Genomic DNA, 25,677 nt, shown 5'->3' with positions numbered 1-25,677 from the left:
TACAAACAACCACTTGATATTTATCCCGGACAGCCTTGCCATGCCCTCTCAGCCACGTGACCGCACGACGATCGTCTGGTTCCGCCAAGACCTGCGCGTTGCCGACAATCCGGCCCTGTTCGAGGCGGCAAAGGCAGGCGCCGTGGTGCCGGTGTTCATTCTGGAAGACCCGAAGGACTGCGGCGAAACGCACCCGATGGGCGGCGCCAGCCGCTGGTGGCTGCATCATGCGCTCGCGGCACTCGACGAAAGCCTGGGCGGCAGGCTGGTGCTGATGCGCGGGCCCGCCGGCAAGGCGCTGGATGCGCTGGTCAAGGAAACGGGGGCCTCTGCCGTTCACTGGAACCGCTGCTACGAGCCGCATGCGATTGCCCGCGACAAGCGGCTGAAGGCGGATCTCATGGCTGCCGGCGTCGAGGTGCGCAGCTTCAACGGTTCGCTGCTGCATGAGCCCTGGGAGCTGGAGACGAAGACCGGCGGTCCCTTCAAGGTCTATTCGCCCTTCTGGCGGGCGGCGCTCGCCAAAGCCGTGGCGGCGCCTTTGCCGGTGCCGGAGGTGCTGGACATTCCGCAGGTCAGCCTGTCTCTCCCGCTTTCAGACTTCGCGCTGCTGCCGGTGAAGCCGGACTGGGCAGCGGGCTGGCTGGACCTCTGGCAGCCGGGCGAAAAGGGCGCGGCGGCCCGGCTGACAGCCTTTCTTGCGGAAGGGCTCGATGGTTATGGCGAGCTGCGCAACCGGCCGGACCTGCCCAATGTCTCGCGCCTGTCGCCGCATCTGCATTTCGGTGAAATCTCCCCCCGGCAGATCTGGACGGCCACCCGCTTCCACACGGAGCAGCATGGGCACCTGCAGAAGGATGGCGACAAGTTCCTGTCGGAAATCGGCTGGCGGGAGTTCTCCTATCACCTTCTCTACCATTTCCCGCATCTGCCCGAGCGCAACTGGAAGCCCGCCTTCGATGCCTATCCCTGGGCCGGGGATGATGCGGCGCTGAAGGCCTGGCAGAAGGGGCTGACCGGCTACCCCATGGTGGATGCGGGCATGCGCGAGCTGTGGGCCACGGGCTACATGCACAACCGGGTGCGGATGCTGGTGGCGTCCTTCCTCGTCAAGCATCTGCGCCTGCACTGGCATCATGGGGAGGAGTGGTTCCGCGACACGCTTTTGGATGCGGATCTCGCCAACAACTCCGCCAGCTGGCAGTGGGTGACGGGCAGCGGCGCCGATGCCGCACCCTATTTCCGCATCTTCAACCCGGTGGGGCAGGGGCAGAAATTTGATCCCGATGGCGCCTATGTGCGCCGCTGGTGCCCGGAGCTGGCAAAGCTGCCGGACGAATTCCTCCACTGCCCGCACGAAGCGCCCGAGCGCATCCTGAAGGCGGCCGGCGTCACTCTGGGCCGCACCTATCCCCGCCCCATCGTCGATCACACGGCTGCCCGCAATGCGGCATTGGCGGGGTACGACGCGGTGAAGCAGGCGGGGCTTGAGGCGGTGGGGTGAGGTGGTTCAGCAAGTCCGTCCCTCTCCCTTAGTCATCCCGGCCAAGCGCAGCGCGAGCCGGGACCGGAGGGCCGGGGTGTACGTTGGGTGAAAGAGGGAAGCGGGCCGAAAGACCTTGGCTCACCGGTACCGGATCTCGGCTTCGCTCTCGTCCGGTATGACGAAGGAGGGGCAACATGCGGTCATGCCGCAGCAGGTGCCTAGCCACCAGCCTTGACCTTTATGGCCACAAGGCTATCGTCCGGCGCGAACCGTCATCCATCAGGACAAGCCCGAATGACCGCCGTGTGGCCCACCGAACTGCGCCTTTCCAGCGACAAGCGCACCCTCACCGTCAGTTTTGATAATGGCGAGACGCATGCCTTTCCGGCGGAATACCTGCGCGTCTGCTCGCCCTCGGCGGAGGTGCAGGGCCACGGGCCGGGACAGAAGAAGACCGTGCCGGGCAAGCGGAACGTGCTGATCTATCAGGTGGAGCCGGTCGGCAACTACGCAGTCCGCCTGCATTTCGACGACATGCATGACACCGGCATCTTCACCTGGCCCTATTTCCTCGAACTTGCCCACGAGGAAGACCGCCACTGGGGCAAGTACCTGCGCGAACTCGAAGAAAAAGGCCTCAGCCGCGACCGGTGAGGCCCATCTCTCCGTGTTGGGGCAATGAACACGGCCCAGATTCTGCTGTCATTCCCGCCTTCGCGGGAATGACGCCTGGGTTGAGTACAGGGTGGGAGAATGTCCCCCCTCAGCGCTTCACGACCACCGTCGCACCAACATCCACGTTTTCATAGAGGTGGGTCACATCGTCATTGGCAAGGCGGATGCAGCCGGATGAGACGGCGGTGCCGATGGTCCAGGGCTGGTTGGTGCCGTGAATGCGGTAGAGCGTGGAGCCAATGTAGAGCGCCCTTGCGCCCAGCGGGTTGTTCGGCCCGCCTTCCATATGCACCGGCAGAATGCGGCCCTTGGCGCGCTCGCGCACGCGCATCTGCGGCGGCGGGGTCCAGCCCGGCCATTCGGCCTTGCGGGTGATGCGGTGGGTGCCCGCCCACTGCATGCCTTCCTGGCCAACGCCAACGCCGTATTTCATCGCCTTGCCCCCCTCGCGCACGTGGTAGAGGCGGCGCTCGGTGGTATCCACGATGATCGTGCCCGGCTTGTGCGGGCCGTCATAGCGCACCATCTGACGTTCGATGGGTGACTTGCCGCTGTTGTATTGTGTCGGACCGTATTCCACCCAGCTCTTGGTCGCAGGATCAAAAAAACGTCCCGCCTGCGCTGCCGCAGAACTGGCGGCTGCCACAATCATCAGCGCCGCCAGAGCGCTTGAAACTCTCTTCATTTCTATCCCCTCCGTCCCGTTCTGGCCGGTTCATCACTCCACTCCGGTGATGACGCTATGTCACATCACATTTCCGCGCGCTTAACGCCGCAGCGAAGACATGAGAAAACCATAGAGAAGACTTGGGCAGGGGATGTGCCGCCCATCACACCCTTGACGGTTGTGCGGACGGGATTGTTCCGGAACTGAAAAAGGGGCCGCAGGGGCCCCTTTTCCTGTGTCTGTGCGGTGGTGCCGCAGGCTCAGGAGTAGAACTCCGGGGCCTTCTTGAAGCTGGCCCAGGCGTCCGGATCATGGCCGGTGACAACCAGGGCGCCGGTGCGCTCCGCAAGGGTGCGCAGCTTCTGCACCGAGCGCACCGTGTCGACGGTGGAGGCGAGGAAGCCCGGCAGCGCCTTCTCTTCCCAGTGATCCACCGTATAGGCGGCATCAATGGTCAGGAGGATCGGCTTGCTGTTCGGCAGGCGCACGAGGAAGGACTGGTGCCCCGGCGCATGGCCCGGCGTGAACACCGTGGTCAGCGTGCCATCGCCGTAGATGTCGTAATAGTCGTCCTGAGTGCCGTTGAGGAACTGCCACTTCAGGCCCGGACGGTCGAAGTCCTTGCGGATGTAGCCGCCGCCGGCAAACCAGTCCGGCGTGAAGGCATATTCATACTCGCAGCGCTGCACGATGTGCGTGGCATTGGGGAAGCGGCCGATGGCACCGGTGTGGTCGAGATGCAGGTGCGACTGCACCACGTATTTCACATCCGCCGGATCGAAGCCGAGCGCTTTCACCTGATCGACGCAACCCTTGTCCTTGTCCAGAACCGGCGTGTAGACGTCGCAGATCGAGCCCCAGTAACCGCGCGGGTCGGTCGCCACTTCGATGGCATTGCCGCCGTCGATGATGGTGTGGCCCTGCGGGTGGGTGATCAGGAAAAAGGGCACGGGGATCTCGTAATCCGCGCCATCGCCCTGGTTCATCTTGATGTTGTGCACCTTGCACTTCAGGGTGCCGGACTGGAGCATGTACAGTCTGATGTCGGTCACGTGGGTCCTCCCATGGGTTGTGACTGATTGACAGGAAATGATCAGCGCGGATCAGTAGGCCTCGCGGTAGAGGGCGAGCGCGTCTTCCTCGCGGACTTCGACGGGATTGTTGACCAGAAGGCGCGTCTGCTTCATGGCGTCGGCAGCCAGCATGGCGAGGCTGTTGTCCGTGACGCCCACATCGCGCAAACGGCGGGGGGCGCCGCTGGCATCCATCAGCTTCTCCATATGGGCGACGAAGTCAGCCGAGCGCTTCTCCGCATCGCCTGTGCCTGCAACACCCAGCACATCAGCCAGTTCCGCATAGAGCGGCGCGGCGGCCTTGGCGTTGAAGCGCAGGACCGGTCCGAGCATCAGCGCATTGGAAAGGCCATGCGGCACGTGATAGTGCCCGCCCAGCGGATAGGCGAGGGCGTGAACGGCGGCCACCGGCGAGTTGGCGAAGGCCTGACCGGCAAGTGTCGCGCCCAGCAGCATGCCTTCGCGCGCGGCGCGGTTGCTGCCGTCTTCGCAGGCGGCAATGAGATTGGCGCCGAGCAGGCGCAGCGCCTCGCGGGCGAGCGCATCGGACAGCGGGTTCTTCTTGTGGCGGCTGGTGTAGGCCTCGATGGCATGCACCATGGCATCAATGCCGGTCGCTGCCGTATGCACCTTCGGCAGGCCTACGGTCGTTTCCGCATCCAGCAGCACATAGTCGGCGTAAAGCTGCGGGGAGACGACGCCCATCTTGGTGGTCTCGCCCGTGGTGATGATGGAAATGTTGGTCACTTCCGAGCCGGTTCCGGCCGTCGTCGGCACCAGAACCAGAGGCAGGCGGCTGCCCTTGACGTTGCCGATGCCATACATCTCCGGCAGCGGCTGATCGGACTGCAGCAGCACCGCCACCAGCTTGGCAATGTCGAGCGACGAGCCGCCGCCAAGACCCACGACGATGTTGACGCCGGCCTTCCGGGCCTCATCGACGCAGCCGTGCACCACATGCTCCGGCGGATCGGCGACCACCTTGTCGAAGATGGTGACGCCGAGCCCGGCGGCCTTGATGTTCTCAGCAATCGGCGCGATCAGCCCGGCCTTCACCAGCCCGGCATCGGTGACCAGCAGCACGTTCTGCGCGGAGAAGCGGGCCTTCAGGATCTCGCCCAGCCGCTGCGCACCGCCCCAGGCCACTTCCATGGCCGGAACCGTCCGGAATTCAAAGGGGTTCATGGTCATCTGGTTTCCTCCATTGCCCCTGACGGCTGCCGGGCAGGCCGGGACATATTTTTGCTTTCAGAATGGTCTTTGCTGCAGCCGGAGGGCTGAAGATTCAGATTGACCATTTGCTCCTCCCTGCAGTAAGTTCAATATATTGAACCTGTATCAATGTGTTGAACTTATGATGGCGGGATGTGCTGAAAATTGTCAAGGCCGTTAAATGCAGCTGCTGAGGCCATCTCAGACCAGCCCTCCGCCGACACGGTGCCTGCGCTGCGCCGGACCGTGATGGTGATGGATCTCGTCGCAAGCTCCACAGAGCCCTTGACCGCAGCCGATATCACCCGCGCCCTGAAGCTGCCGAAAAGCACGGCGCACGGGCTTTTTGCCGTGATGCAGGAGCTGAACCTTCTGGTGAAAAAGCCGGATGGCACGTTCCGGCTGGGCCCGCATCCGCTGCGCTGGGCCAATAGTTTCCTGTCAGAGCTGGATGTTTTGTCCGTCTTCCGGTCCTATTTCGAGAAAGATACGGCCTTTGCCAGCTACACGCTGACCCTGACGGTGCTGGACGGGCGGGAGGTCGTCTATATCGGCTGCCGCAACTCCGACCAGCCGCTGGGCCACACGTTCCGCATCGGCATGCGCCTGCCCGCGCCCTTCACGGCCACGGGCAAGATGCTGCTGTCCGAGCTTTCTCCCGAAGAGTTGCAGCGTCTGTTCGGATCTGGCTTCCCGGAGCCGATGACGCAGCACAGCGTGAAGGACCTTGCCAGCCTGCGGCAGGAGCTGGCCGAAACCGCGGCACGCGGCTACTCGATTGACGACGGTCAGATCCGCGAGGGCATGATCTGCCTTGGCGCCGCCTTGCGCGATCACTCGGGCGAGGCCATCGCGGGCATTGCCATCAGTCTGCTGCGCAGCGAAGCAACGGCGGAAGCCATCGCAGATCTCGGCGAGCGCATCCGCACCACCGCGGCAGACGTCTCCCGCCATCTCGGCCATCACGGCAGGTGAGGGGCACCATTTAGCCAGCGGTCACATAATTTTGGCTGGAGCGGCTGGCGCAGCCGTGCTGCTGATCGTTTGAGAACCCCTCCATCGTCATCCCGGCCGAGTAGCGCGAGAGCCGGCACCGGTGAGCCGGGGTGCGAGTTGTTTGGCATCAAGACATGGGGCCGATGCACCTTGGCTCACCGGTCCCCGATCTCCGCTTCGCTGCGTCGGGGATGACGATGGAGAGTGTTTGCCAAAAAGGTACGGGCGGCCCGTTTGAGCCGCCCGCGTTATTTGTAGGCCTGTGCCGGTGGTGGTCCGGATTACCCCAGGTTCAGTTCCTGGAAGAAGTCGTTGCCCTTGTCGTCCACGACGATGAAGGCGGGGAAGTCTTCGACTTCGATCTTCCAGATGGCTTCCATGCCGAGTTCCGGATAGGCAACCACTTCCACCTTCTTGATGCAGTCCTGTGCGAGGCGGGCAGCCGGGCCGCCGATGGAGCCGAGGTAGAAGCCGCCATGGGCCTGGCAGGCGCGGCGCACCGCCGGGGAGCGGTTGCCCTTCGCCAGCATCACCATGGAACCGCCCACGGCCTGGAACTGGTCCACATAGGCATCCATGCGCCCGGCCGTGGTGGGGCCGAAGGAGCCGGAGGGCATGCCTTCCGGGGTCTTGGCGGGGCCGGCGTAATAGATCGGGTGGTTCTTGAAATAGTCCGGCAGCGGCTCGCCCGCTTCCAGCCGCTCGCGCAGCTTGGCGTGGGCAAGGTCGCGGGCCACGATCAGCGGGCCGGTCAGCGACAGGCGGGTCTTGATCGGGTGGCGCGACAGTTCGGCCAGAATCTCCGGCATCGGACGGGTCAGGTCGATTTTGACCACGTTGTCCGAGAGGTTCTCATCCGTGACTTCCGGCATATAGGTTTCCGGATGCATCTCCAGCTGCTCAAGGTAGATGCCGTCCTTCGTGATCTTGCCGGTGGCCTGACGGTCAGCCGAGCAGGAGACGCCAAGGCCGATGGGCAGCGACGCGCCGTGGCGCGGCAGGCGGATGACGCGCACGTCGTGGCAGAAATACTTGCCGCCGAACTGGGCGCCGACGCCGGTGGCCTGGGTCAGCTTGTGGATCTCGGCTTCCATTTCAAGGTCACGGAAGGCGTGGCCAAGCTCGGAACCCTGCGTGGGCAGGTTGTCGAGATAGCGGGCGGAGGCGAGCTTCACGGCCTTGAGGCACATTTCCGCCGAGGTGCCGCCGATGACGATGGCAAGGTGATAGGGCGGGCAGGCGGCGGTGCCGAGCGTCAGGATCTTTTCCTTGAGGAAATCGATCATGCGGTCATGGGTCAGCAGCGAGGGCGTGCCCTGGAACAGGAAGGTCTTGTTGGCCGAACCGCCGCCTTTGGCCATGAACAGGAACTTGTAGGCGTCATCGCCTTCCGCATAGAGCTCGATCTGCGCGGGCATGTTGTTGGAGGTGTTCTTCTCCTGGAACATGGAGATCGGCGCCAGCTGGGAATAGCGCAGGTTGCGCTTGAAATAGGCGTCGCGCGCGCCTTCGCCGAGGGCCTTCTCATCGGAACCGTCGGTCCACACGCGGCGGCCCTTCTTGCCCATGACGATGGCGGTGCCGGTGTCCTGGCACATGGGCAGCACGCCGCCTGCAGCGATGCTGGCGTTCTTCAAGAGGTCGAAGGCAACGAACTTGTCGTTTTCGGTCGCTTCCGGGTCATCGAGAATGGCGCGCAGCTGGGCGAGATGGCCCGGGCGCAGATAGTGGTTGATGTCGATGAAGGCCTGTTCCGCCAGAAGGCGCAAGCCCTCGGGCTCCACCATCAGCATCTCCTGGCCGTTGAAGGTGGTGGTGGAGACGTAATCGGACGTCAGCTTGCGGTACGGCGTCTTGTCCTCGCCCAGCGGGAACATGGCGCTGTGCTGGTAGTCCGGCGGCGTGACGGGAGCATTCATGGCGGTCTCTCGCATCAGGGTCTTGGAAAACGGCCACCCGTGGGCATGGCTCCGGGCAGCTCTGTCTTTGGCTGGCTCTTCTTTACGGCAAAAGGGCCGGTGGCAACAAGCGCCCCGGCCCCTTCACGCATCGCAATTTTGGATGAGGCTCAGCGCGTGGCGGTGAGGTCGATCGTGACCGCGACGGCGTCCTTCAGATTGTCCTGTCCGACACTGGCGCCGATGCCATAGGCGCTGCGCGACAGGCTGGCCGTGCCCTTGGCAACGGCGGTATCGCCGGTGATGTCGAGGGTGAAGGCCAGCGTTACCGGCTTTTCCTCGCCGCGCAGCGACAGGGTGCCTTCCGCCTCATAGGCGTTCCCGCCCTTGGCCGTGACGGAGGTGGAGGTGAAGCGGGCTTCCGGGAAGGCTTCCGTGGCCAGCCAGTCCGCGCCCGGCAGCATGCCGGCAAACTGGGCATTGGCCATCTGGGCGCTGCCGGTGGCAATGGTGGCCTCGATCTTTGCGGCGGAGACATTCTCCGGGTCGAAGTCGATCTGCGCGGTCCATGTACCGAAGCTGCCGGAGACCGGCGCGCCGCCCTGCTCGACGGTAAAGCCGATGCTGCTGTTGGCCGGATCCACCGTCCACTCGGCGGCATATGCCGCGCCGGACGCGAGGATCAGACTGGCGGCGGTAAAGGCGGCTGCAAAAGTCTTGCGCATGGGAAACTCCATGAGGACAGAATGCGGGGCGGTGAGCCTCTGCTCAGCCCCTGACCGGATGGACGATGCGCTTGAGCACGCCGTCCCGGGCGATGAAATGATGCTTGAGGGCCGCGCCGATATGGGCGGCGAGCAGAGCGACGAGCGCCCAGGCAAACAGGCTGTGCAGGGCCTTGAACAGACCTTCGGCCTCTTCCTTGGTGCCAAGGGCGGCCGGCACTGGCAGATGCGGCACGTTCACGGTGTTGAAGAGAATGGTCGGGATGTTCCAGGGCGACGCGGATACCATCAGCCAGCCGCTGAGCGGAATGGCGAGGATCAGCGCATAGAGCCCGATGTGGCCAAGATGCGCGGCAGCCTTTTCCCAGGCCGCCATGCTGTCCGGCAGGGCCGGGGTGGGGTTCATGAACCGCCAGACAAGCCGCAGCACGGCAAGGGCGAGCACCACGAAGCCGATGGACTTGTGCAGCTGGAAAATGGCGAAGGTCGAAGGATCGGACATCGGCAGGCCATCCATGTAGAGCCCCAGACCGATCATGCCGATGATGAGCACGGCCATGGTCCAGTGGAATGCAATGGCCACCCAGCCGTAGCCTGCGGTGCTGTTGCGTATCATGGAAATTCTCCCTGCAGCATGCGCGCGGGACGGCACGTCACCGCCCCGCGTTTTCAATGCTTACTGAGCGATAGCGGCTTCAGCGTGCAGCACGATGGACACGTCGTCACCCACATACGGGGTGTACATGTCCATGCCGAAGTCCGAACGCTTGATGGTGGTGGTGGCGGCAAAGCCAACCCACGGCTTCTTTTCCATCGGGTGTTCGCCCATGGCGGTCACGGTCACGTCCAGCGTGGCCGGCTTGGTGATGCCCTTGATGGTCAGGTCGCCTTCGATCTGCAGCGTCTGCTCACCGGTCTTGGTCACCTTGGTGCTCTTGAAGGTGGCTTCCGGGAACTGGGCGACGTCGAAGAAATCGGCGCTCTTGAAGTGGGTGTCACGGTCAGCCCAGAAGGTGTCGAGGCTGTTGGTGTCGATCGTCATCTCGATCGAGGAATTCTCCGGCTGATCGGCATCGATCATCAGCTTGGCATCCCAGGTGCCGAAACGGCCGTCGGTGGTGGAATAGCCAAGGTGGTTGTAGGAGAACGAGAGGTTGGAATGGCTCTTGTCGAATTCATAGGCCACAGGGGCGGCCAGAACCGGCGCAGTCAGCAGGCCGAGAGCAAGGGCAGAGGCGGCAAGACGGATCATCAGAAATCTCCGAACAGCAAAGTGTCTGAACAGGGCGCTTTGTCGCAGCCCAAGGGACTATGTAATGATTTTTCCGCACTGCACAACTTGACGCACCGTTTCTGTTAAATGAACAGTGATCAAATCGAAGCGTGGACAGGTAAAATATTGTTGATCAATTGATTGTCCAGGAAACCACATTTTTCAAGCGGAAAAATGGCAGCTTGACCCGTTTCTCTCCCGGTCCCATATGGGGGCAACAGAGGACGGCCTCTTCGCCCGCTCATGGGTGCCAGCATTCCGGGACGGCCCGCAACGAGGTCATCATGTCCTGGATCTATCTGCTATCTGCCGGAATTCTCGAAGTTGTCTGGGCCTTTGTGATGAAGCTGTCAGACGGCTTCACCCGGCCTCTTCCAACCCTCGTCATGATTGTTAGCATGATCGGCTCATTTGCCCTGCTGGCGCTGGCCATGCGCGATCTGCCGCTTGGCACGGCCTACACCATCTGGACCGGCATTGGCGCGGTCGGGGCCTTTGCGCTCGGCGTCGTCATGCTGGGTGAGGTGATCTCGCCTGCGCGTGTGGCGGCCGCGCTTCTCATCATCAGCGGCATCGTGCTGATGAAGGTATCTTCGTGACGTAAGGAAACCTCCGGGCCGGACTGCCAAGCCCGGCCCGGAGGCAACTTCAAATCACTTCAGCGCCTGCAGGATCGACACATAATTGGCGACCGCAGCACCACCCATGTTGAAGATGCCGCCGACTTCCGCATTCTTCACCTGAATGCCACCGGCTTCCCCGGTCAGCTGCATGGCCGTGAGGACATGCATGGACACGCCGGTGGCGCCGATCGGATGGCCCTTGGCCTTCAGGCCGCCGGACGGGTTGACCGGCAGCTTGCCGTCCATTTCGGTCCAGCCTTCAAGGATGGCACGCGCGCCCTGGCCTTCCGGCGCCAGCCCCATGGCTTCGTATTCGATCAGCTCGGCGATGGTGAAGCAGTCGTGGGTTTCGACGAAGGAAAGATCCTCCAGACCCATCCGCGCCTGCGTCAGCGCCTGCCCCCAGGCATGGCGGCAGCCATCGAACTTCAGGATGTCGCGCTTCGACATGGGCAGATAATCCTGCACATGGGCGAGCGAGCGGAAGGCGACGGCCTTCTTCATGCCGAGTGCTGTGGCCGTATCCGTCAGCACCAGCGCGGCCGCACCATCCGAGACGAGCGAGCAGTCCGTGCGCTTCAGCGGGCCCGCCACGAAGGGGTTCTTCTCGCCTTCCGTGCGGCAGAACTCATAGCCGAGGTCCTTGCGCATCTGGGCGTAAGGGTTGTTGACGCCGTTCTTGTGGTTCTTGGCGGCAATGCGGGCGAGTGCGTCCGACTGGTCGCCGTGGCGCTGGAAATAGGTCTCGGCGATCTTGCCGAAGACACCGGCAAAGCCTGCGGGAATGTCACCTTCTTCCGGCAGATAGGAGGCCTTCAGCAGGTTGCGGCCGATTTCCGGCCCCGGCGTCGTGGTCATCTGTTCGACGCCCACCACAAGCACGAAACGGGCCGCGCCCGAGCTGACGGCGCGCACGCCCTGATGCACGGCGGAAGAGCCTGTGGCGCAGGCGTTCTCGACGCGGGTTGCCGGGGTGAAGCGCAGGGCAGGGTCTGCCTGCAGCACCAGCGAGGCGGTGAAATCCTGCGGGGAGAAGCCCGCGTTGAAGTGGCCGAGGTAGATCTCGCCGATATCCTTCGGCTCAAGCCCGGCGTCGCTGATGGCATCAACAGCCACCTTGACGATCATGCTCTCGACGGTTTCCTCCGCGTGCCGCCCAAAAGGCAGGTGCGCCCATCCAACGATTGCCGCTGTCATTCCGGGATCCTCCACTGGCATCCGGCAGCTCCGGGCTGCGGATGTCCTTTCCTGTCACGGGACAAAGCCTCAATTGACTTTAACGTAACATATGCCGGTCCCGCGCCGCATGGCCAGCGGGTTTTGCCTCCTCTGTTTGGGGGAGTGGCTGGCACCGTCAGAAACCGGTCGCGGGCGGAAAATGTATCTGACTGTTCCCCAGGTCATACGCCTGTCATCAAAAGCCCCGATAAGAGCGTCATTCCATACGTAAAAATTACTTAAAGTGTTGCCGAAAGTTTTGAGGCCGGGCCCTGACGGGTCCGGCCTTTTTATTCGTAAGGCTGGTGGCGAGCCAGACCGGTTGCCAGCCCTGTGGCCAAATGGTATCTGCGGCCTGACTGCGTCCCGGTGATGGCTTTGCGCAAGCCCCGGCGGCGCGTTTCTTCTGCGCGCAAGTGAGGCTGGCAAATCCGATGACTGCTGCGGTCGAAATTCCCGGAACTGTCACGATCTGCGTCACCAGCTGCGGGCGGCTGGATCTGCTGGCCGAGACGCTTGCCTCCTTCCGCCGCTTCAACACGGGCGGTACCTTTCTGATCCATGAGGATTCCCGGGACGACGCCATCATCGATGAAGTGCGCCGGACCTATCCTTGGGCGGAGGTCATCTCCAGCCCCGAGCGCATGGGCCTGATGGCCTCCATCGACAGGCTCTATTCGACGGCCACAACGCCCTATATCTTCCATCTGGAAGATGACTGGCAATTCGATGGCCCGGTCAACTGGGAAGCTGCGATCCGCGCATTGGAGACCCATCCGGAAATCGCCAATGTGTCACTGCGCGCCTATGACGAGATCAAGGAAAAGTTCCGGGAAAAGTCCGATCCGCTGACGGTGGAGGGCGTTGATTTCCGCCTGATGCGGGCCGATGCCCATCCCGAATTTTTCGGCTGGTCCAGCAATCCGGGGCTGATCACCAAGGCGCTGTACGAGTCCTATGCGCCCTTTGCCCAGCATTTTCATGACAAGATGTCGGCCGTCATCAAGCAGGACGGCAAGCGCGTTGCCTATCTGCTGCCGGGTGTTGCGCGCCACATCGGCCAGAAGCGCAATGTCACCGACCCGACCATGCCGCCGCGGCCGAAGAGCAAGCTCGGCAAGCTGCTGCGCTCGATCCGCAAGAAGCTCTATTACGCGGGCCTGCGCAAGGATCCGTTCTGATACGGGCGCAAGAGCCGGAACGGCGGGTTAGTCGGTCTTCACGTGATTGGAGATGAAGCGTGACAGACGCAGGCGCATGCCCTTCAGGAATGTGCCCTTCTTGGTCCGCTTCACGTTGTAGAAGTAGCGGTGCCGGTAGCCGAAGTCCTGATGCTCGCAGACGAATGTCCCGTAAAGCTCGTATTCCGAGAAGTGGTCTGCCCTGTCCTTCACCAGGGACTGGAGCGCTTCCAGCCAGGGCTGGTTGAAGCGCTGCTCAATGTGAGCCTGCAGGGCGGCCATGGCCCCGCGCCGGAAAATCATCGTGTGCGCCACCAGTGACCAGGGAAACTGTTTCGGGCGGCCGAGGGCTTTCTCGACAAAACTGTTCCAGCCAGGGTTTTCATCGTCGGCCGTGAACAGCCAGTAGTGTCCTTCGGCGCTGATATAGCTGGCCGGGCGGTTGATGAAGGTGTCCGCATCCAGAACGATGCAGCTTTCTGACCCGATGTAGGACGGCCAGCTGAGCTTGATGATCTGCTGGGTGATCCAGCCGCTGCGTTTCTTGCCCGCACTGTCGGTGAAGCCGTGTGCGGAGAAATCTGCGGGCAGCACCTGCGCTTCCGGGATGATGCGCACCGGGCAGCCGTCCACCGAAAAGCCCTCGAGCTCAGCGCAGGCTTTCGCCGTGCCCACAAGGACGAGCTCATCAACAGGCTGTACAAGGTTCTTCAGCGTCGTGCCGATATGCTCGCGGAAGAAGGGCAGGTCCTTTTCATGCAAGGGGATCAGCAGCGTGCTGGCAAAGGGGGAGGGCTTGTCGCCGCGCAGGAACCAGATCAGCACATAGTTGCACAGATTATGCCGCAGCCTGCGGAAGCGTCTGAGAAATGCGCCTTGCATCATGTGCCTGCCGTCCTGTCACTCGGAGGGGTGCCCTCTCGCGGGCCTCGCCGTGAGGGCCTGTTTATCCATCCCGCTTGATCCGATCAAACTTTTCCGCAATACCTCGCAGCCGGGCAGCCCGTGACGCAGTGCTTCCGGCTTGCGTCTGTCCGTCTGCTTTCAAGCCCGCTATTCCGGTCTGGTGGTTGCATGTCCGACGTTCCTGCCCCGATCTCCGTCCTGATCCGCTGCTTCAACGAAGGGGACCGTATCGGCCGCACCTTGCAGAGCGTGCAGGGGCTGGGGCGGGAAATCGTCGTCATCGACTCCGGCTCGACCGATGACACGGTGGCGGTCTGTGAGTCTTTCGGGGCGCGGGTGATCAGCAATCCGTGGGCCGGCTTCGGGCCGCAGCGGAGCTTTGGTGAAAAGCAGTGCCGCAATGACTGGGTCTTCTACATCGATGCCGATGAAGTGGTGACGCCGGAGCTGCGGCAGGAGATTGCGGGCCTGTTCCGGAATGGGGAACCGCAGCACGCCTGCTATCTCGTGCGCAACACCATGGTTCTGCCGGGCGATGAGCGGCCGCGCCCCTTTGCCGACTACCGCAAGGTGCCCCGGCTGTACAATCTGAAACACGCCCGCATCCGGCTGGAGCCGTCCTATGACCGGATGGATGTGGATGAAGGCTTCACCACCGGCATCCTGAAGGGCCGCCAGCATCACTTCTCGTTCCGCACCTGGGGCCACGCGATTGCCAAGCTGAACTACACGTCAGATCTGGCGGCCGCCACGCAGAAGAAAAAGAACGGGCTGCTGCTGCGCCTGCGTCTCGTCACCGAATTTCCGGTCGAGATGCTGAAGTACCTGATCATGCGGCGCTTCATCTTCGCAGGCTGGAAGGGCTATGCCTTTGCGACGATCCAGTCCTTTGGCCGGTTCGTGCGCATCCTCAAGATGCTCGACAAGCAGCGGGCCTCCAGTTGAGAGCGCTGGTTCTGTCTGCCTAGCCGATAAGGTTTTCGGTCACTGCGGACATGCCCTGCTGTTGCTGCGAGCCATCCAGCTGGGCGTGGACCTGCTGGCCCTGTCCTGGCGACAGCGTTTTGCTGCGGTCGGACGCCGTGTTCGAAGGCGCGGAGGTTGCACCAGACACAGGATCTGCAAACAGCACTTCCTGCCTATTCACCCGGATGGGCTGGCGCAGGCCGGTCAGGCGGTCGAACTGCGACAGGCGCTTGATCGTCGTTTCCGTCAGCTGATGCCCGCGCGACAGGACCAGTTCATGGCTGCCATCGGTGATGATGTCGTCGATGAGAATGTCACCGGGACGCAGGGCGCGGATATGGCAGGCTATGATCTGAGAGCGCTCGGTGAGGCTCTGTTCCGTTTCCAGCAGGCATGCCCTCACGACTTTCAGCAGCGCCGGATCGTATTGCCGCCGGTTGATGTTCAGCGCTTCAAAGGCGGCCAGATCGACGCCCGTGTCCGGGCTTGCGTACCACAGATCGATCAGGATCTTGAGAATGCGCGAGTGCAGCGGGATGTCCTTGCCGGTCGGGCCATCTGTCGGGAAACCCGAGCCGTCAAAGCCTCTGCCCGAGTAATACAGCACCTCGGCAATCCGCTCGAACTGGGGAATGTTGCGCAACAGATCCCGGCTCTGCTCCGGAGCGCGGGCGAGCAATTCACGCTGGGGGTCCGTCAGGGTCTTGGCCGAACGGTAGCGGGAGAGGATTTCCCGCGGCAGCAACGCCTCACCGAGCGGCGAGAACATGACCGCCATCTCCAGTTCCCAGATTTTCTTGAGCCCGAGGGCCTTCGCCACCTTCAGTGCCTGCTGGCGCATGACGGTCGTCTTGCGGAAGGCGTCCGTGTGGAACAGGGCCAGCATGTCGATCAGCAGCTTCACCGAACCGGAGAGTGTCTTCTCCAGCAGGTTCTTCTCCTTCAGAACCCGGTTGTGGTAGGCAAGTCCGGAACGGATGGCATTCTCGATCTCGTCGGCCGGGCATGGCTTCAGCAGATGCATGAGGACATTCGCCTCATTGACCGCACGGCGGGCGACTTCCAGAGACCGGTCAGCCGTCAGCATGATGCGGGCCGCGACAGGCGCAAAATCGGTGACGGACTTCAGAAACTCGACGCCGTCGATGTCGGGCAGATTCAGACTGGAAATGACGACGGCGACAGACGGGTTGCGCTCGATCCAGGCGACCGCCTCGACGGCGCTGCGGGCCGTAACGATCTGGAACTTGCTGCCAAGCAGCTGCTGAAATGCTGTCAGCACCTTGACGTCCGCATCGACAACAAGAATAAGCTTCTGTGTCTCCGCCATGCTCCAATCTCCATGCGCCGGGCAGGAGCTCCGGATGGGGTTGCGCTCCAAGCTGATTCCCGCCGATCGTGCTCCTGACATCAGCAAGCAGCCTTATTTGCTAATAAAACCCTGTTTGCTGCAAATTTTTAGGGGTAACCAAAGGGAAAAGTGAATCTTTTTCGTAAACTTGTCCTGTCCCGCAAGGTTTTGGTTCGAAAAATCAGGGTAAACTGGTAAAATGACGGATGTGGTAATCGTAGGGTCTGGCCCTGCGGGTTTGGCGGCTGCGGATAAGCTTTCGGCGGCCGGGCATAAAGTAATGATCCTCGACCGTATGGCCTCACCTGCGCGCAAGTTTTTGCTGGCCGGCCGGGGCGGGCTGAATCTGACCCATTCCGAAGACATCGGGATCCTTCTGGAACGCTACGGCAGCGGCCGTTCCTTTCTTGAGCCTTTGATCCGCCGGTTTGACCCTCAGGCGCTGCGCCGCTTTGCCGAAGATCTGGGGCAGGAAACCTTTGTAGGCTCCAGCGGCCGTGTGTTTCCGAAGGCGATGAAGGCCTCGCCGCTGCTGCGTGCCTGGCTCGCACGGCTGGAGAAGCAGGGCGTCACATTCCGTCTGCGTCAGACCTGGGAGGGGCAGGGCGCTGAAGGCCGCAACCTCTTCCGCGCTCAGGACGGTTCGCTGGAAGCTCTGCCTGCCCGTGCCACGCTTCTGGCGCTGGGCGGTGGCAGCTGGCCCCGCCTTGGCTCGCGCGGGGACTGGCTCTCCGTGCTGGAAGGCTGGGGTGTGGATGTGACGCCGCTGCGCCCCTCCAACTGCGGCTTCCTGTGCAACTGGTCGCCTTTCTTTGCGGAGCGTTTTGCCGGTCAGCCGCTGAAGCGTATCGAACTGGCCCATGGAGATATCCGCCAGCGCGGGGAGGCGATGATCAGCCGCACGGGCATCGAGGGCGGTGCGGTCTATGCCTTGTCCGCTCCCCTGCGTGAGGCGATCGCCAGCGAAGGGGAGACTGTGCTCTCCATCGACCTGCGCCCGGACATGGACGTGGCAACGCTCGCCGGCCGCCTGTCGAGGCCGCGGGCCAAGCAATCGCTTTCCACCTTCCTGCGCAAGGCTGCGGGGCTGTTGCCCGTGGAAGTGGCGCTCCTGCGGGAATCCCTCACGCCTCAGGATGGTTCGCCAGGGGCGCTTGCAGCCGCCATCAAGCAGGTGCAGCTGAAGCTGACGGGCACCAGCGGCATGGAGCGGGCGATTTCGACGGCTGGCGGCATCCGGCTTGAGGCACTCGATGACGGCCTGATGCTGCGCCAGCGGCCCGGCGTCTTTGCAGCAGGTGAAATGCTCGATTGGGAAGCGCCCACCGGCGGCTACCTGCTTCAGGCCTGCTTTGCGACGGGCATGGCGGCGGCCGATGGCATTCTGGCTTATCTGGCTGCCGGAAAGGCTTCTGCATGACGGTCATCTACATCGATGCGGATGCCTGCCCGGTGAAGGAAGAAGTGGTGCGCGTTGGAGAACGGCATGGCCTGCAGATGATCTTCGTCTCCAACGCCTTCATGCGTCTGCCGGAGAGCGAACTGGTGCTGCGGGTGGTCGTGTCCGAGGGCCTGGATGTCGCCGACGACTGGATCGCGGAGCGCGCCGCCCCCGGTGATGTTGTGGTAACGGCCGATGTGCCGCTGGCGGCCCGCTGTGTGAAGGCGGGAGCCAGCGTGCTCGGTCCTTCGGGCAAGCCGTTCCGGGATGTGGGCCTTGCGCTGGCCATGCGGGACCTGAGAACGCATCTGCGCGAGATTGGCGAAATCCGGGAAAGCGGCCCCTCCTTCTCCCGGCAGGACCGGTCCCGCTTTTTGCAGGCGCTGGAAAGCGCCGTGCGCGGCGCCTTGAGAGCAGCACCGGGCGGCCAGTCCTGAAAGACATAGCGCATTGAAAAAAGCCCCCGTCCTGAAGGACGAGGGCTGATTGGGCTGGCGGGAGCTTGCCAGACAGTGTTCTGGGCAAACCGGAAGCCGGTTCTCACGCCTCCTGACGGCGCAGAGGGCCTGCAATAAGGCCACCCTTTTCGAAATTTGAAGTCAAAAGGTCTGGTGCCGGGACGGCGGAGCGTCCAGGCCAAAGGTCTGCTGAAAACAACGATGCCTACTGGCAGAAAACGTAGCGGCCCGAATAGCTGCGGAAATAACCGGTTCTCGGATCAAACGAGCGGTACCGCGACGAGCAGTACTGATACCAGGCCGGGCTCCAGGGCGCTGGGCGGTAATGGACCGGTGCCGGCTGCTGGTAATAGACGCGGGGCGCCGGACGGTGATGGTAGACCGGTGGCGGCGGCGGGGCCATGTAGACTGGTGCAGGATAGCGCGGCGCAGACAACGCCGAGCCGATGAGCGCCCCAGCAGCAAGCCCGCCGACAATGGCAGCCCCTGTTTCCCAGCCATGACCGTGATGACGGTGGTGATGGCGGCGGCCTGCCTCCGCCGTAGACACGGCTGCAAGCACGACGGCTGCCGACAGAAGCGACGCTGACGCTATTCTGGTAGCCCGGTTCAACATGGCGAAGCCTCCTTCTCCGGAACATTCTGCCCTGCTGGCCGGGCCAGACTGGCAGTGCTGCCTTGAGTTCATGGTGACAACGTAGCCGAAGCCGTGTTGTTCCACTGTGATGGCGGTCACGTTACAGAATGGTAAGGTTCAACAGGTTTGTGGCAGGAGATGGGCGCGCTGTGAAATGCGCCCTGAATGCAAAATCCCCCACAGGGCGGCGGCCTTGCGGGGGAGCATGCGATCTTGCGGCGTTAGCCGTTTTCAGGCGGCGACCTTGCCCTGACGCTTCAGCTCGGCCCAGGTGTCGTCCAGCGTCTTGCGGGCGAGGGCGACGAGCTGGTCGGCCTCGTCGTGGCTGATGACCAGCGGCGGGGAGATGATCATGCTGTCGCGCACGGCACGCATGATCAAACCGTTGCCGAAGGAAATGTCGCGGCACAGGGTGCCGACGGTGCCCGTATCGGCAAAGGCCATCTTGCGGTTGCCCTTTTCCGGCACCAGTTCCAGCGCGCCGACAAGGCCGGTCATGCGGGCCTCACCCACCAGCGGATGATCGCCAAGCGCGCGCCAGCGGGCCTGCAGATAGGGGCCGATGTCATTGGCCACCCGCTCCACCAGCTTCTCGCGCTGGATGATCTCAAGATTGACCAGAGCCGCAGCCGCGCAGGCCGGGTGACCGGAGTAGGTGTAGCCGTGATAGAACTCGCCGCCCTTGCCGATGACGCCTTCTGCCACCTTGTCCGACACCAGCACGCCGCCCATGGGCAGGTAGCCGGAGGTCAGGCCCTTGGCGATGGGCATCAGGTCCGGCTCGATGCCGAAATATTCCGAGCCGAACCAGGTGCCGAGGCGGCCAAAGCCGCAGATCACTTCGTCGGCGACGAAGAGAATGTCGCGTTCCTTGAGGATGCGGGAGATTTCCGGCCAGTAGGTCGAGGGCGGAATGATGACGCCGCCGGCGCCCTGAATGGGCTCGGCGATGAAGGCAGCCACCTTGTCCTCGCCGATCTCGTCGATGGCGCGCTCCAGCTGCCGGGCGACGGCGATGCCGAAGTCCTCCGGAGACATGTCGCCGCCTTCACCGAACCAGTAGGGCTGGTCGATGTGGCGCACGCCCGGCACCGGCAGGTCGCCCTGCTCGTGCATCGCCTTCATGCCGCCAAGGCTGGTGCCGGCCAGCGTCGAGCCGTGATAGCCGTTCCAGCGGCCGATGATCACCTTCTTCTCGGGCTTGCCCATCTGGTCCCAGTAGAAGCGGACCATGCGGAATACGGTGTCGTTGGCCTCGGAACCGGACGAACAGAAGAAGGTGCGGTTGAACTGCGGCGGCGAGATCTCCGCCAGCTTCTCGGAGAGGGCAATGACCGGCGGATGGGTCGTCTTGAAGAAGGTGTTGTAATAGGGCAGTTCCAGCATCTGCTTGTATACCGCCTCGGCCACTTCCTCGCGGCCATGGCCGATCTGGGCGCACCACAGGCCCGCCATGCCGTCCAGAATGCGGTTGCCTTCTGAATCGGTCAGCCACACGCCCTTGGCATTGGTGATCACCCGGCTGCCTTCCGCATTGAGCTGGAGCGTATCCGTGAAGGGATGGAAATGATGTGCCGCATCAAGGGCACGCAGCTCTGCGGTCGGATAGCGGTTGGATACACCGTTCATTTCAGGCTCCGTCGGGCGTTAAGGCCGGGCAGGGGCTGGAGTTGCGCCCTTGCCCGGCGGGATTTCAGACATTGAGCAGGAGGTATTCCCGCTCCCAGGGGCTGATCACGGACATGAAGGTTTCGAACTCTTCCTGCTTGATCGCCCGGTAGGTGGCGACGAACTTCTCGCCGAAGACCTCGGTCAGTTCCTCGCATTCCTCGAACAGCGCCACGGCCTCGATCAGGCCGCGCGGCAGGGAATGCTGGATGTTGCTGGCATCGGACATGCGCGGCTCGTCCGGCTGCAGCCTGCCCTCGATGCCGAGATAGCCGCAGGCGAGCGAAGCGGCGATGGCAAGATAAGGATTGGCGTCCGAGCCGGGCACCCGGTTTTCAAGGCGGCGGGCATCGGGCTTGGAATAGGGCACACGCAGGCCGACCGTGCGGTTGTCATAGCCCCAGTAAACGTTGACCGGCGCCGCCGTGTTGCGGGAGAAGCGGCGGTAGGAGTTCACGTAAGGGGCCATCAGGCAGGTGACGTTCGGCAGGTACTGCTGGTGGCCGGCAATGAAGGACAGGAACTCGCGTGTCGCCTCGCCATCCTCGTTGGAGAAGATGTTGCGGCCGGTTTCCATGTCCGTCAGAGACTGGTGGATGTGCATGGCCGAGCCCGGCTGGTTCGACATGGGCTTGGCCATGAAGGTGGCATACATGTCATGCCGCAGCGCTGCTTCGCGGATGGTGCGCTTGAACAGGAACACCTGATCGGCCAGCTCCAGCGGATGGCCGTGACGCAGGTTGATCTCCATCTGCGCCGCACCTTCCTCGTGGATCAGCGTGTCGATCTCCAGCCCCTGCTTTTCGGACAGGTCATAGATATCGTCGATGAGATCGTCGAACTCGTTCAGCGCCGAGATGGAATAGGACTGGCGGCCTGCCTCCGGGCGGCCCGAGCGGCCGGTCGGCGGCTCCAGCGGATAATCGGGATCGGTGTTGGGCCGCACCAGATAGAACTCGATTTCCGGCGCGATCACCGGCTGCCAGCCCTTTTCCTCATAAAGGCCGAGCACGCGCTTGAGCACGTTGCGCGGGGCCGTCTCTACCGGAATGCCGTCACGGGTATAGGCGTCATGGATCAGCTGCGCCGTCGGGTCGGTTTCCCACGGAACGGTGGTCAGCGTCGAATAGTCGGGACGGAAATAGAGGTCGCCGTCGATCGGATTGTGCTGGAAGCGGTCGTCATCCTCCGGATAGTCGCCGGAAATCGTCTGGGCGAAGATCGAGGACGGCATGGTCATGACCGGGCCGGAGAGGAACTTCTCCGTCGGCATCATCTTGCCGCGGGCAACGCCGGCAAGGTCCGGGGCAATGCATTCGATGTCTTCGATGCCACGCTCGGCAAGCCAGGTCTGGGCCGCCGCCATATCTGCCACGCCGCGCGGGCTCGTCACGGGCTGGGCTTTCTTCTTCTTGCTCACGCTGGGCTCCTGCATATCGGTGTCAGCCCGGATTGGCGCATGCCGCATTGCAACGCCGGGCGCAGGCATCTTGCGCCCGGATGGCGTTCCGTCAAGCAGATGCAGTTTCCCGGTTCCTCTTGCCGGTTGATGAGCTGCATCCTCGTCCGTCCAGTTGTCCTGATTTTGTGATCACAAAATGCGCCCGGTCAACTGTTTTCTGTGCGCCCGGCTGTTCAGCCGGTCCTCAGGCCTGTTCGATGAAGTCCATTCCGTCCTGGATGTCGGCGGAAATGGCGGCGGCGAGCGCCTCGCCGTTGCGCTGGCGGATGGCGGCTATGGCCTCCTTGTGATGGTCCACCAGAACTGCCGTTCCAAGACGGCCATAGACGGTGCGCATGAAGGGGGCGAACTGCAGCCACAGGCTCTCCACCAGCGGCAGCAGTACCGTGGAGCGGGCGGCGGAATAGATGCGGAAGTGGAAGGCATGGTTGAGCCGCATGTAGCCTTCCGCGTCGCCGCTGGCGATGCTGACATCCATGCGGTTGTCGATGTCTTCAAGCTCCTTTGCATCGGCCTTGCCGAGGGCGGGAAGGGCGCGGCGGGCCAGTTCCGGCTCCAGCAGCAGGCGGGCGCGCAGGATCTCGTCAAAGCGCTCGGGTGTCATGTCCGGCACCTGCACCCGGCCGCTGGCGCGAATCGACAGGGCGTTTTCGGCAGCCAGCCGCTGGATCACCTCGCGCACCGGCATGGGGCTGACGCCCAGTTCGGCGGCAAGGCCGCGCAAGGTCACGGCCTTGCCGGGGATGAAGCGGCCCGTGATCAAGGCGTGGCGGATGCTGCGGTCCACATGGCCGCGCGCCACACCACGCTCTGCGCTTTTTTCCTGGCCCTTTTCCTGGGGGCGTTGTGCTGCCGCACCCGCTGGCGGGGGCTCGTTCGAAGCTCCGGTCTTTGCCACTGTGGCTGATCCTTTCGATCTTGCATTTCTGGCAGGCATGCTTGCCGCTTGGGCAGATGCGCTTGACAGCCTTCCTGCAACGTGATCACAATTTGCCTCACGGTGCAACTGCGGGCCACAAGGCCGGACGGACACCGCTGACGCCGGAAGGAGAGCCATCATGCATACGATTCCCCGCCAGACCTGGGTGCGCCCGGAGGATGAGGGTTGGGAGGAGGTGCTGGAGCGCTTTCTGGCTGAGCATCCGGACATCGACACTTTCGAGGTGATCCTGCCGGACACCAACGGCGTGCTGCGCGGCAAGTGGCTGCCCGGCACGGCGATCCGCAAGGTGTTCGAGGAAGGCGTTGCGCTGCCCTTCGCGCTGTTTGGCGTTGACGTCTGGGGGCGTGAGGTGGAGGAGACCGGCCTTCACATCGAGACGGGCGATATGGACGGCGTGTGCTGGCCGATTGCCCGCACGCTGACGCTGGTGCCCTGGGCCGCCCGCAAGACGGCGCAGGTGCTGATGCACATGTATGACCGGGAGGGCAAACCCTTCCTCATTGATCCGCGCCACGTGCTGGACCGGATGAACGGCAAGCTCGCCAGTCACGGCCTGTCGGCAACGGCGGCCTTCGAGCTGGAATTCTATCTCTTCGAGGAAAGCGAAGGCGACTGGAGCGGCCCGCCCAAGCCGGTCTTCGCCACCCATCTCGGCCCGGCCCGGCAGAACATGTATGCCCTGTCGGATCTTGAATCGCTGATGACGCTGGTGGATGAAATCCGGCGCGGGGCGGAAATGCAGGACATTCCGGCCGATGCGGCCGTGTCTGAAGCGGCTCCTGGCCAGTTCGAGCTCAACCTGCATCACCGGCGCGATGCGCTGATGGCCGCAGATGACGCGGTGCTGCTGCGCCGCCTCGTGGCGGGCGTTGCCCGCAAGCACAATCTCAAGGCCTCCTTCATGGCCAAGCCCTTCGTGGACTGGCCCGGCAACGGCATGCATGTGCACGTGTCGCTGGAGAACGAACTGGGCAATATCTTTGCCGACCCTGTGGAAGGGGAGACGCGCCTCCAGCACGCCATCGCCGGGCTGCTCGACACCATGCCCCAGTCGCTGCTGCTTTACATTTCGACCTTCAACGGCTTCCGCCGCATGCAGCCGGGCTCCTATGCGCCGACATCGATCTGCTGGGGCTATGACAACCGCTCGGTGGCCCTGCGCGTTCCGGCCAGCAAGCCGGCGGCCTCCCGCATCGAACACCGGATCGCGGGCGCCGATGCCAACCCCTATCTGGTGCTGACCGGCGTCATTTCCGGCATGCTGGACGGCATCAGTGCCGGTGTCATGCCGCCCCCGCCGGTCGAGGGCAATGCCTATGAAAAAGGCTACAAGCGCCTGACGCCGTGGATGGACGAGGCGATCGACGCCTTTGAAGCCTCCGCCCGGATGAAGGAGGCAGTGGGCCACCACATGCACAAGGTCCTGACGGATATCAAGCGCGAGGAACTCAACGCCTTTGGCCGCGAGATTTCCAGCCTGGAGCGGCAGACATATTTGTGACGTGCAACCGTGCTGAAAGGGAAGGCGGAAGTGTGCCGCAAAAATGATCGTCCGGGACCTATCAAGCTGTTGAGCCTTTGAGATTTCGCTTCTAGTCTCAATGGCAATGGCATAGACGCTGGCCGGTCGCGGCCTCGCCTCCGGCACGGCGGCTATGTGAGAAAACCGGGCGCAGGCCCGCTGCAATCAGTGGAGACGGAACAGATGTTGAAGGCCATTCTTTCGGGTGTCGCGGCCGCCGCGCTTGTGGCGGGCTCTGCAGCAGCCCAGCAGCGCGTGGTGAATGTCTATAACTGGTCGGATTATATCGACGAATCGATCCTGGCCGACTTCACCCAGGAAACCGGCATCCGCGTGGTCTATGACGTCTTTGACAGCAACGAGACGCTTGAGACCAAGCTGCTGGCAGGCGGCACCGGCTACGACATCGTGGTGCCGACGGGCACCTTCCTCGGCCGTCAGATCCAGGCCGGCGTGTTCCAGAAGCTCGACAAGTCGAAGCTGCCGAACCTCGTGCACATGTGGCCGGAAATTTCCGAGCGCCTGACCAAATATGACCCGGGCAACGAATACGCCATCAACTACATGTGGGGCACCACCGGCATCGGCTACAACGTCGACAAGATCAAGGAACGCATGCCGGACGCTCCGACCGGCAGCTGGGAGATGGTGTTCAAGCCGGAAGTGATCTCCAAGTTCGCTGATTGCGGCATCTTCATGCTCGATACGCCTGAAGAAATGATCCCCGCTGCCCTGAACTATCTGGGTCTCAATCCGGACAGCGACAGCGCCGAGGACATTGAAAAGGCCGGCGAACTGCTTGCGACGATCAAGCCCTATATCACCAAGTTCCATTCGTCGGAGTATATCAACGCGCTCGCCAATGGCGATGCCTGCATGGCGATCGGCTGGTCGGGCGACATCCTGCAGGCGCGTGACCGTGCGGCAGAAGCCAACAACGGCGTCACCGTCGAGTACTCCATCCCGAAGGAAGGTGCGCTGATGTGGTTCGACAACATGGCGATCCCCTCGGATGCCAAGAACGTCGCCGAGGCGCACGAGTTCCTGAACTACATCATGCGGCCTGAGGTGATCGCCAAGGCGTCCAACTACGTGTTCTATGCCAATGGCAACAAGGACAGTAAGCCGCTGCTGAACAAGGATGTCTACGAAGACACCGCGATCTACCCGGATGAAGAGACGATCCAGAAGCTCTACACCGTGTCGACCAAGAATGCGCAGATCAGCCGCATTCAGAACCGCGTCTGGACCAAGGTCAAGAGCGGCCGCTGACAGGCTCTGGTCCGGCGCAGCCTT

Annotated in this window: 24 protein-coding genes; 10 read left to right on the top strand and 14 right to left on the bottom strand. The window is 62.9% G+C overall.

Features of this window, described 5'->3' with window-relative positions; genetic code table 11:
• The first annotated feature begins 40 nt into the window (after positions 1-40).
• Positions 41-1,504: a deoxyribodipyrimidine photo-lyase gene (locus tag IF10I1_RS21665; RefSeq protein WP_186424655.1), complete on the top strand. Its 1,464-nt coding sequence runs from the start codon at positions 41-43 to the stop codon at positions 1,502-1,504.
• Positions 1,505-1,780: 276 nt separating this feature from the next.
• The gene (locus tag IF10I1_RS21660; RefSeq protein ID WP_122519350.1) at positions 1,781-2,140 is read left to right on the top strand and encodes a gamma-butyrobetaine hydroxylase-like domain-containing protein; all 360 of its coding nucleotides are present in this window, start codon (positions 1,781-1,783) and stop codon (positions 2,138-2,140) included.
• 109 nt (positions 2,141-2,249) lie between these two features.
• Here IF10I1_RS21660 and IF10I1_RS21655 read toward each other — a convergent pair whose 3' ends face one another.
• The 3 genes from IF10I1_RS21655 to IF10I1_RS21645 form a co-directional block, all read right to left on the bottom strand.
• Positions 2,250-2,846, bottom strand: a complete 597-nt coding sequence (locus IF10I1_RS21655) for a L,D-transpeptidase (RefSeq protein WP_186424654.1) — start codon at positions 2,844-2,846, stop codon at positions 2,250-2,252.
• A 242-nt stretch (positions 2,847-3,088) separates the two neighbouring features.
• A complete protein-coding gene (attM, locus tag IF10I1_RS21650) occupies positions 3,089-3,880 on the bottom strand; it encodes an N-acyl homoserine lactonase AttM (RefSeq protein ID WP_186424653.1) in 792 nt (263 codons plus the stop codon).
• Between the two features lie 51 nt (positions 3,881-3,931).
• Positions 3,932-5,092, bottom strand: coding sequence for an iron-containing alcohol dehydrogenase (locus IF10I1_RS21645; protein WP_186424652.1), 1,161 nt, complete (start codon positions 5,090-5,092; stop codon positions 3,932-3,934).
• Positions 5,093-5,278: 186 nt separating this feature from the next.
• Here IF10I1_RS21645 and IF10I1_RS21640 point away from each other — a divergent pair, with 186 nt between their 5' ends.
• A complete protein-coding gene (locus tag IF10I1_RS21640) occupies positions 5,279-6,088 on the top strand; it encodes an IclR family transcriptional regulator (RefSeq protein ID WP_256387919.1) in 810 nt (269 codons plus the stop codon).
• A 302-nt stretch (positions 6,089-6,390) separates the two neighbouring features.
• Here the strand turns inward: IF10I1_RS21640 and IF10I1_RS21635 are convergent, their stop codons facing one another.
• The 4 genes from IF10I1_RS21635 to IF10I1_RS21620 all read right to left on the bottom strand — a co-directional run bounded on the left by IF10I1_RS21635 (position 6,391) and on the right by IF10I1_RS21620 (position 9,984).
• Positions 6,391-7,986 carry a fumarate hydratase gene (locus IF10I1_RS21635; RefSeq protein ID WP_371328552.1) on the bottom strand — a complete coding sequence of 532 codons (1,596 nt, stop codon included), beginning with the start codon at positions 7,984-7,986 and terminating at the stop codon, positions 6,391-6,393.
• A 191-nt stretch (positions 7,987-8,177) separates the two neighbouring features.
• Positions 8,178-8,732 carry a YceI family protein gene (locus tag IF10I1_RS21630; RefSeq protein WP_208977306.1) on the bottom strand — a complete coding sequence of 185 codons (555 nt, stop codon included), beginning with the start codon at positions 8,730-8,732 and terminating at the stop codon, positions 8,178-8,180.
• 43 nt (positions 8,733-8,775) lie between these two features.
• The gene (locus IF10I1_RS21625) at positions 8,776-9,348 is read right to left on the bottom strand and encodes a cytochrome b (protein WP_050472087.1); all 573 of its coding nucleotides are present in this window, start codon (positions 9,346-9,348) and stop codon (positions 8,776-8,778) included.
• Positions 9,349-9,408: 60 nt separating this feature from the next.
• The gene (locus IF10I1_RS21620) at positions 9,409-9,984 is read right to left on the bottom strand and encodes a YceI family protein (protein WP_050472086.1); all 576 of its coding nucleotides are present in this window, start codon (positions 9,982-9,984) and stop codon (positions 9,409-9,411) included.
• Positions 9,985-10,289: 305 nt separating this feature from the next.
• Between IF10I1_RS21620 and IF10I1_RS21615 the strand changes: the two genes are divergently transcribed.
• Complete coding sequence (locus IF10I1_RS21615; RefSeq protein ID WP_186392095.1) at positions 10,290-10,604, top strand: multidrug efflux SMR transporter; 315 nt, start codon at positions 10,290-10,292, stop codon at positions 10,602-10,604.
• A gap of 54 nt (positions 10,605-10,658) precedes the next feature.
• Here IF10I1_RS21615 and IF10I1_RS21610 read toward each other — a convergent pair whose 3' ends face one another.
• On the bottom strand, positions 10,659-11,825 hold the full coding sequence (locus tag IF10I1_RS21610; RefSeq protein WP_058897908.1) for an acetyl-CoA acetyltransferase: 1,167 nt from the start codon (positions 11,823-11,825) through the stop codon (positions 10,659-10,661).
• Positions 11,826-12,280: 455 nt separating this feature from the next.
• On the opposite strand from IF10I1_RS21610, the gene IF10I1_RS21605 reads away from it, so the two are divergent.
• A complete protein-coding gene (locus IF10I1_RS21605) occupies positions 12,281-13,027 on the top strand; it encodes a glycosyltransferase (RefSeq protein WP_050472083.1) in 747 nt (248 codons plus the stop codon).
• 27 nt (positions 13,028-13,054) lie between these two features.
• Here IF10I1_RS21605 and IF10I1_RS21600 read toward each other — a convergent pair whose 3' ends face one another.
• A complete protein-coding gene (locus tag IF10I1_RS21600; protein WP_186392094.1) occupies positions 13,055-13,912 on the bottom strand; it encodes a DUF6492 family protein in 858 nt (285 codons plus the stop codon).
• 189 nt (positions 13,913-14,101) lie between these two features.
• Between IF10I1_RS21600 and IF10I1_RS21595 the strand changes: the two genes are divergently transcribed.
• A complete protein-coding gene (locus IF10I1_RS21595; RefSeq protein ID WP_186392093.1) occupies positions 14,102-14,878 on the top strand; it encodes a glycosyltransferase family 2 protein in 777 nt (258 codons plus the stop codon).
• 19 nt (positions 14,879-14,897) lie between these two features.
• Here IF10I1_RS21595 and IF10I1_RS21590 read toward each other — a convergent pair whose 3' ends face one another.
• Positions 14,898-16,229, bottom strand: coding sequence for an HD domain-containing phosphohydrolase (locus IF10I1_RS21590; protein ID WP_186392092.1), 1,332 nt, complete (start codon positions 16,227-16,229; stop codon positions 14,898-14,900).
• Positions 16,230-16,449: 220 nt separating this feature from the next.
• Between IF10I1_RS21590 and IF10I1_RS21585 the strand changes: the two genes are divergently transcribed.
• Both IF10I1_RS21585 and IF10I1_RS21580 read left to right on the top strand, forming a co-directional pair.
• Positions 16,450-17,670 carry a TIGR03862 family flavoprotein gene (locus IF10I1_RS21585; RefSeq protein ID WP_186392091.1) on the top strand — a complete coding sequence of 407 codons (1,221 nt, stop codon included), beginning with the start codon at positions 16,450-16,452 and terminating at the stop codon, positions 17,668-17,670.
• Positions 17,667-18,128 carry a YaiI/YqxD family protein gene (locus tag IF10I1_RS21580; RefSeq protein WP_186392090.1) on the top strand — a complete coding sequence of 154 codons (462 nt, stop codon included), beginning with the start codon at positions 17,667-17,669 and terminating at the stop codon, positions 18,126-18,128. The genes IF10I1_RS21585 and IF10I1_RS21580 overlap by 4 nt, the downstream gene beginning before the upstream one ends.
• Positions 18,129-18,354: 226 nt before the next feature.
• On the opposite strand, the gene IF10I1_RS21575 is transcribed toward IF10I1_RS21580, so the two are convergent.
• The 4 genes from IF10I1_RS21575 to IF10I1_RS21560 form a co-directional block, all read right to left on the bottom strand.
• Positions 18,355-18,765 (bottom strand): BA14K family protein, encoded by a 411-nt coding sequence (locus tag IF10I1_RS21575; RefSeq protein ID WP_094462381.1) that lies wholly within the window; start codon positions 18,763-18,765, stop codon positions 18,355-18,357.
• A gap of 252 nt (positions 18,766-19,017) precedes the next feature.
• Positions 19,018-20,415 (bottom strand): aspartate aminotransferase family protein, encoded by a 1,398-nt coding sequence (locus IF10I1_RS21570; RefSeq protein WP_050472077.1) that lies wholly within the window; start codon positions 20,413-20,415, stop codon positions 19,018-19,020.
• A gap of 64 nt (positions 20,416-20,479) precedes the next feature.
• Positions 20,480-21,889 (bottom strand): glutamine synthetase family protein, encoded by a 1,410-nt coding sequence (locus tag IF10I1_RS21565; RefSeq protein WP_050472261.1) that lies wholly within the window; start codon positions 21,887-21,889, stop codon positions 20,480-20,482.
• Positions 21,890-22,100: 211 nt separating this feature from the next.
• The gene (locus IF10I1_RS21560) at positions 22,101-22,814 is read right to left on the bottom strand and encodes a GntR family transcriptional regulator (RefSeq protein WP_082675845.1); all 714 of its coding nucleotides are present in this window, start codon (positions 22,812-22,814) and stop codon (positions 22,101-22,103) included.
• A 160-nt stretch (positions 22,815-22,974) separates the two neighbouring features.
• On the opposite strand from IF10I1_RS21560, the gene IF10I1_RS21555 reads away from it, so the two are divergent.
• Positions 22,975-24,360 carry a glutamine synthetase family protein gene (locus IF10I1_RS21555; RefSeq protein WP_050472075.1) on the top strand — a complete coding sequence of 462 codons (1,386 nt, stop codon included), beginning with the start codon at positions 22,975-22,977 and terminating at the stop codon, positions 24,358-24,360.
• Between the two features lie 204 nt (positions 24,361-24,564).
• Positions 24,565-25,653 (top strand): polyamine ABC transporter substrate-binding protein, encoded by a 1,089-nt coding sequence (locus IF10I1_RS21550; RefSeq protein ID WP_050472260.1) that lies wholly within the window; start codon positions 24,565-24,567, stop codon positions 25,651-25,653.
• Positions 25,654-25,677 lie beyond the last annotated feature (24 nt).

It is taken from the genome of Pannonibacter sp. I15F10I1 (genome assembly GCF_900185665.1).
Classification (GTDB): domain Bacteria; phylum Pseudomonadota; class Alphaproteobacteria; order Rhizobiales; family Stappiaceae; genus Pannonibacter; species Pannonibacter indicus.
This window is presented reverse-complemented; position numbering and strand designations above follow the sequence as displayed.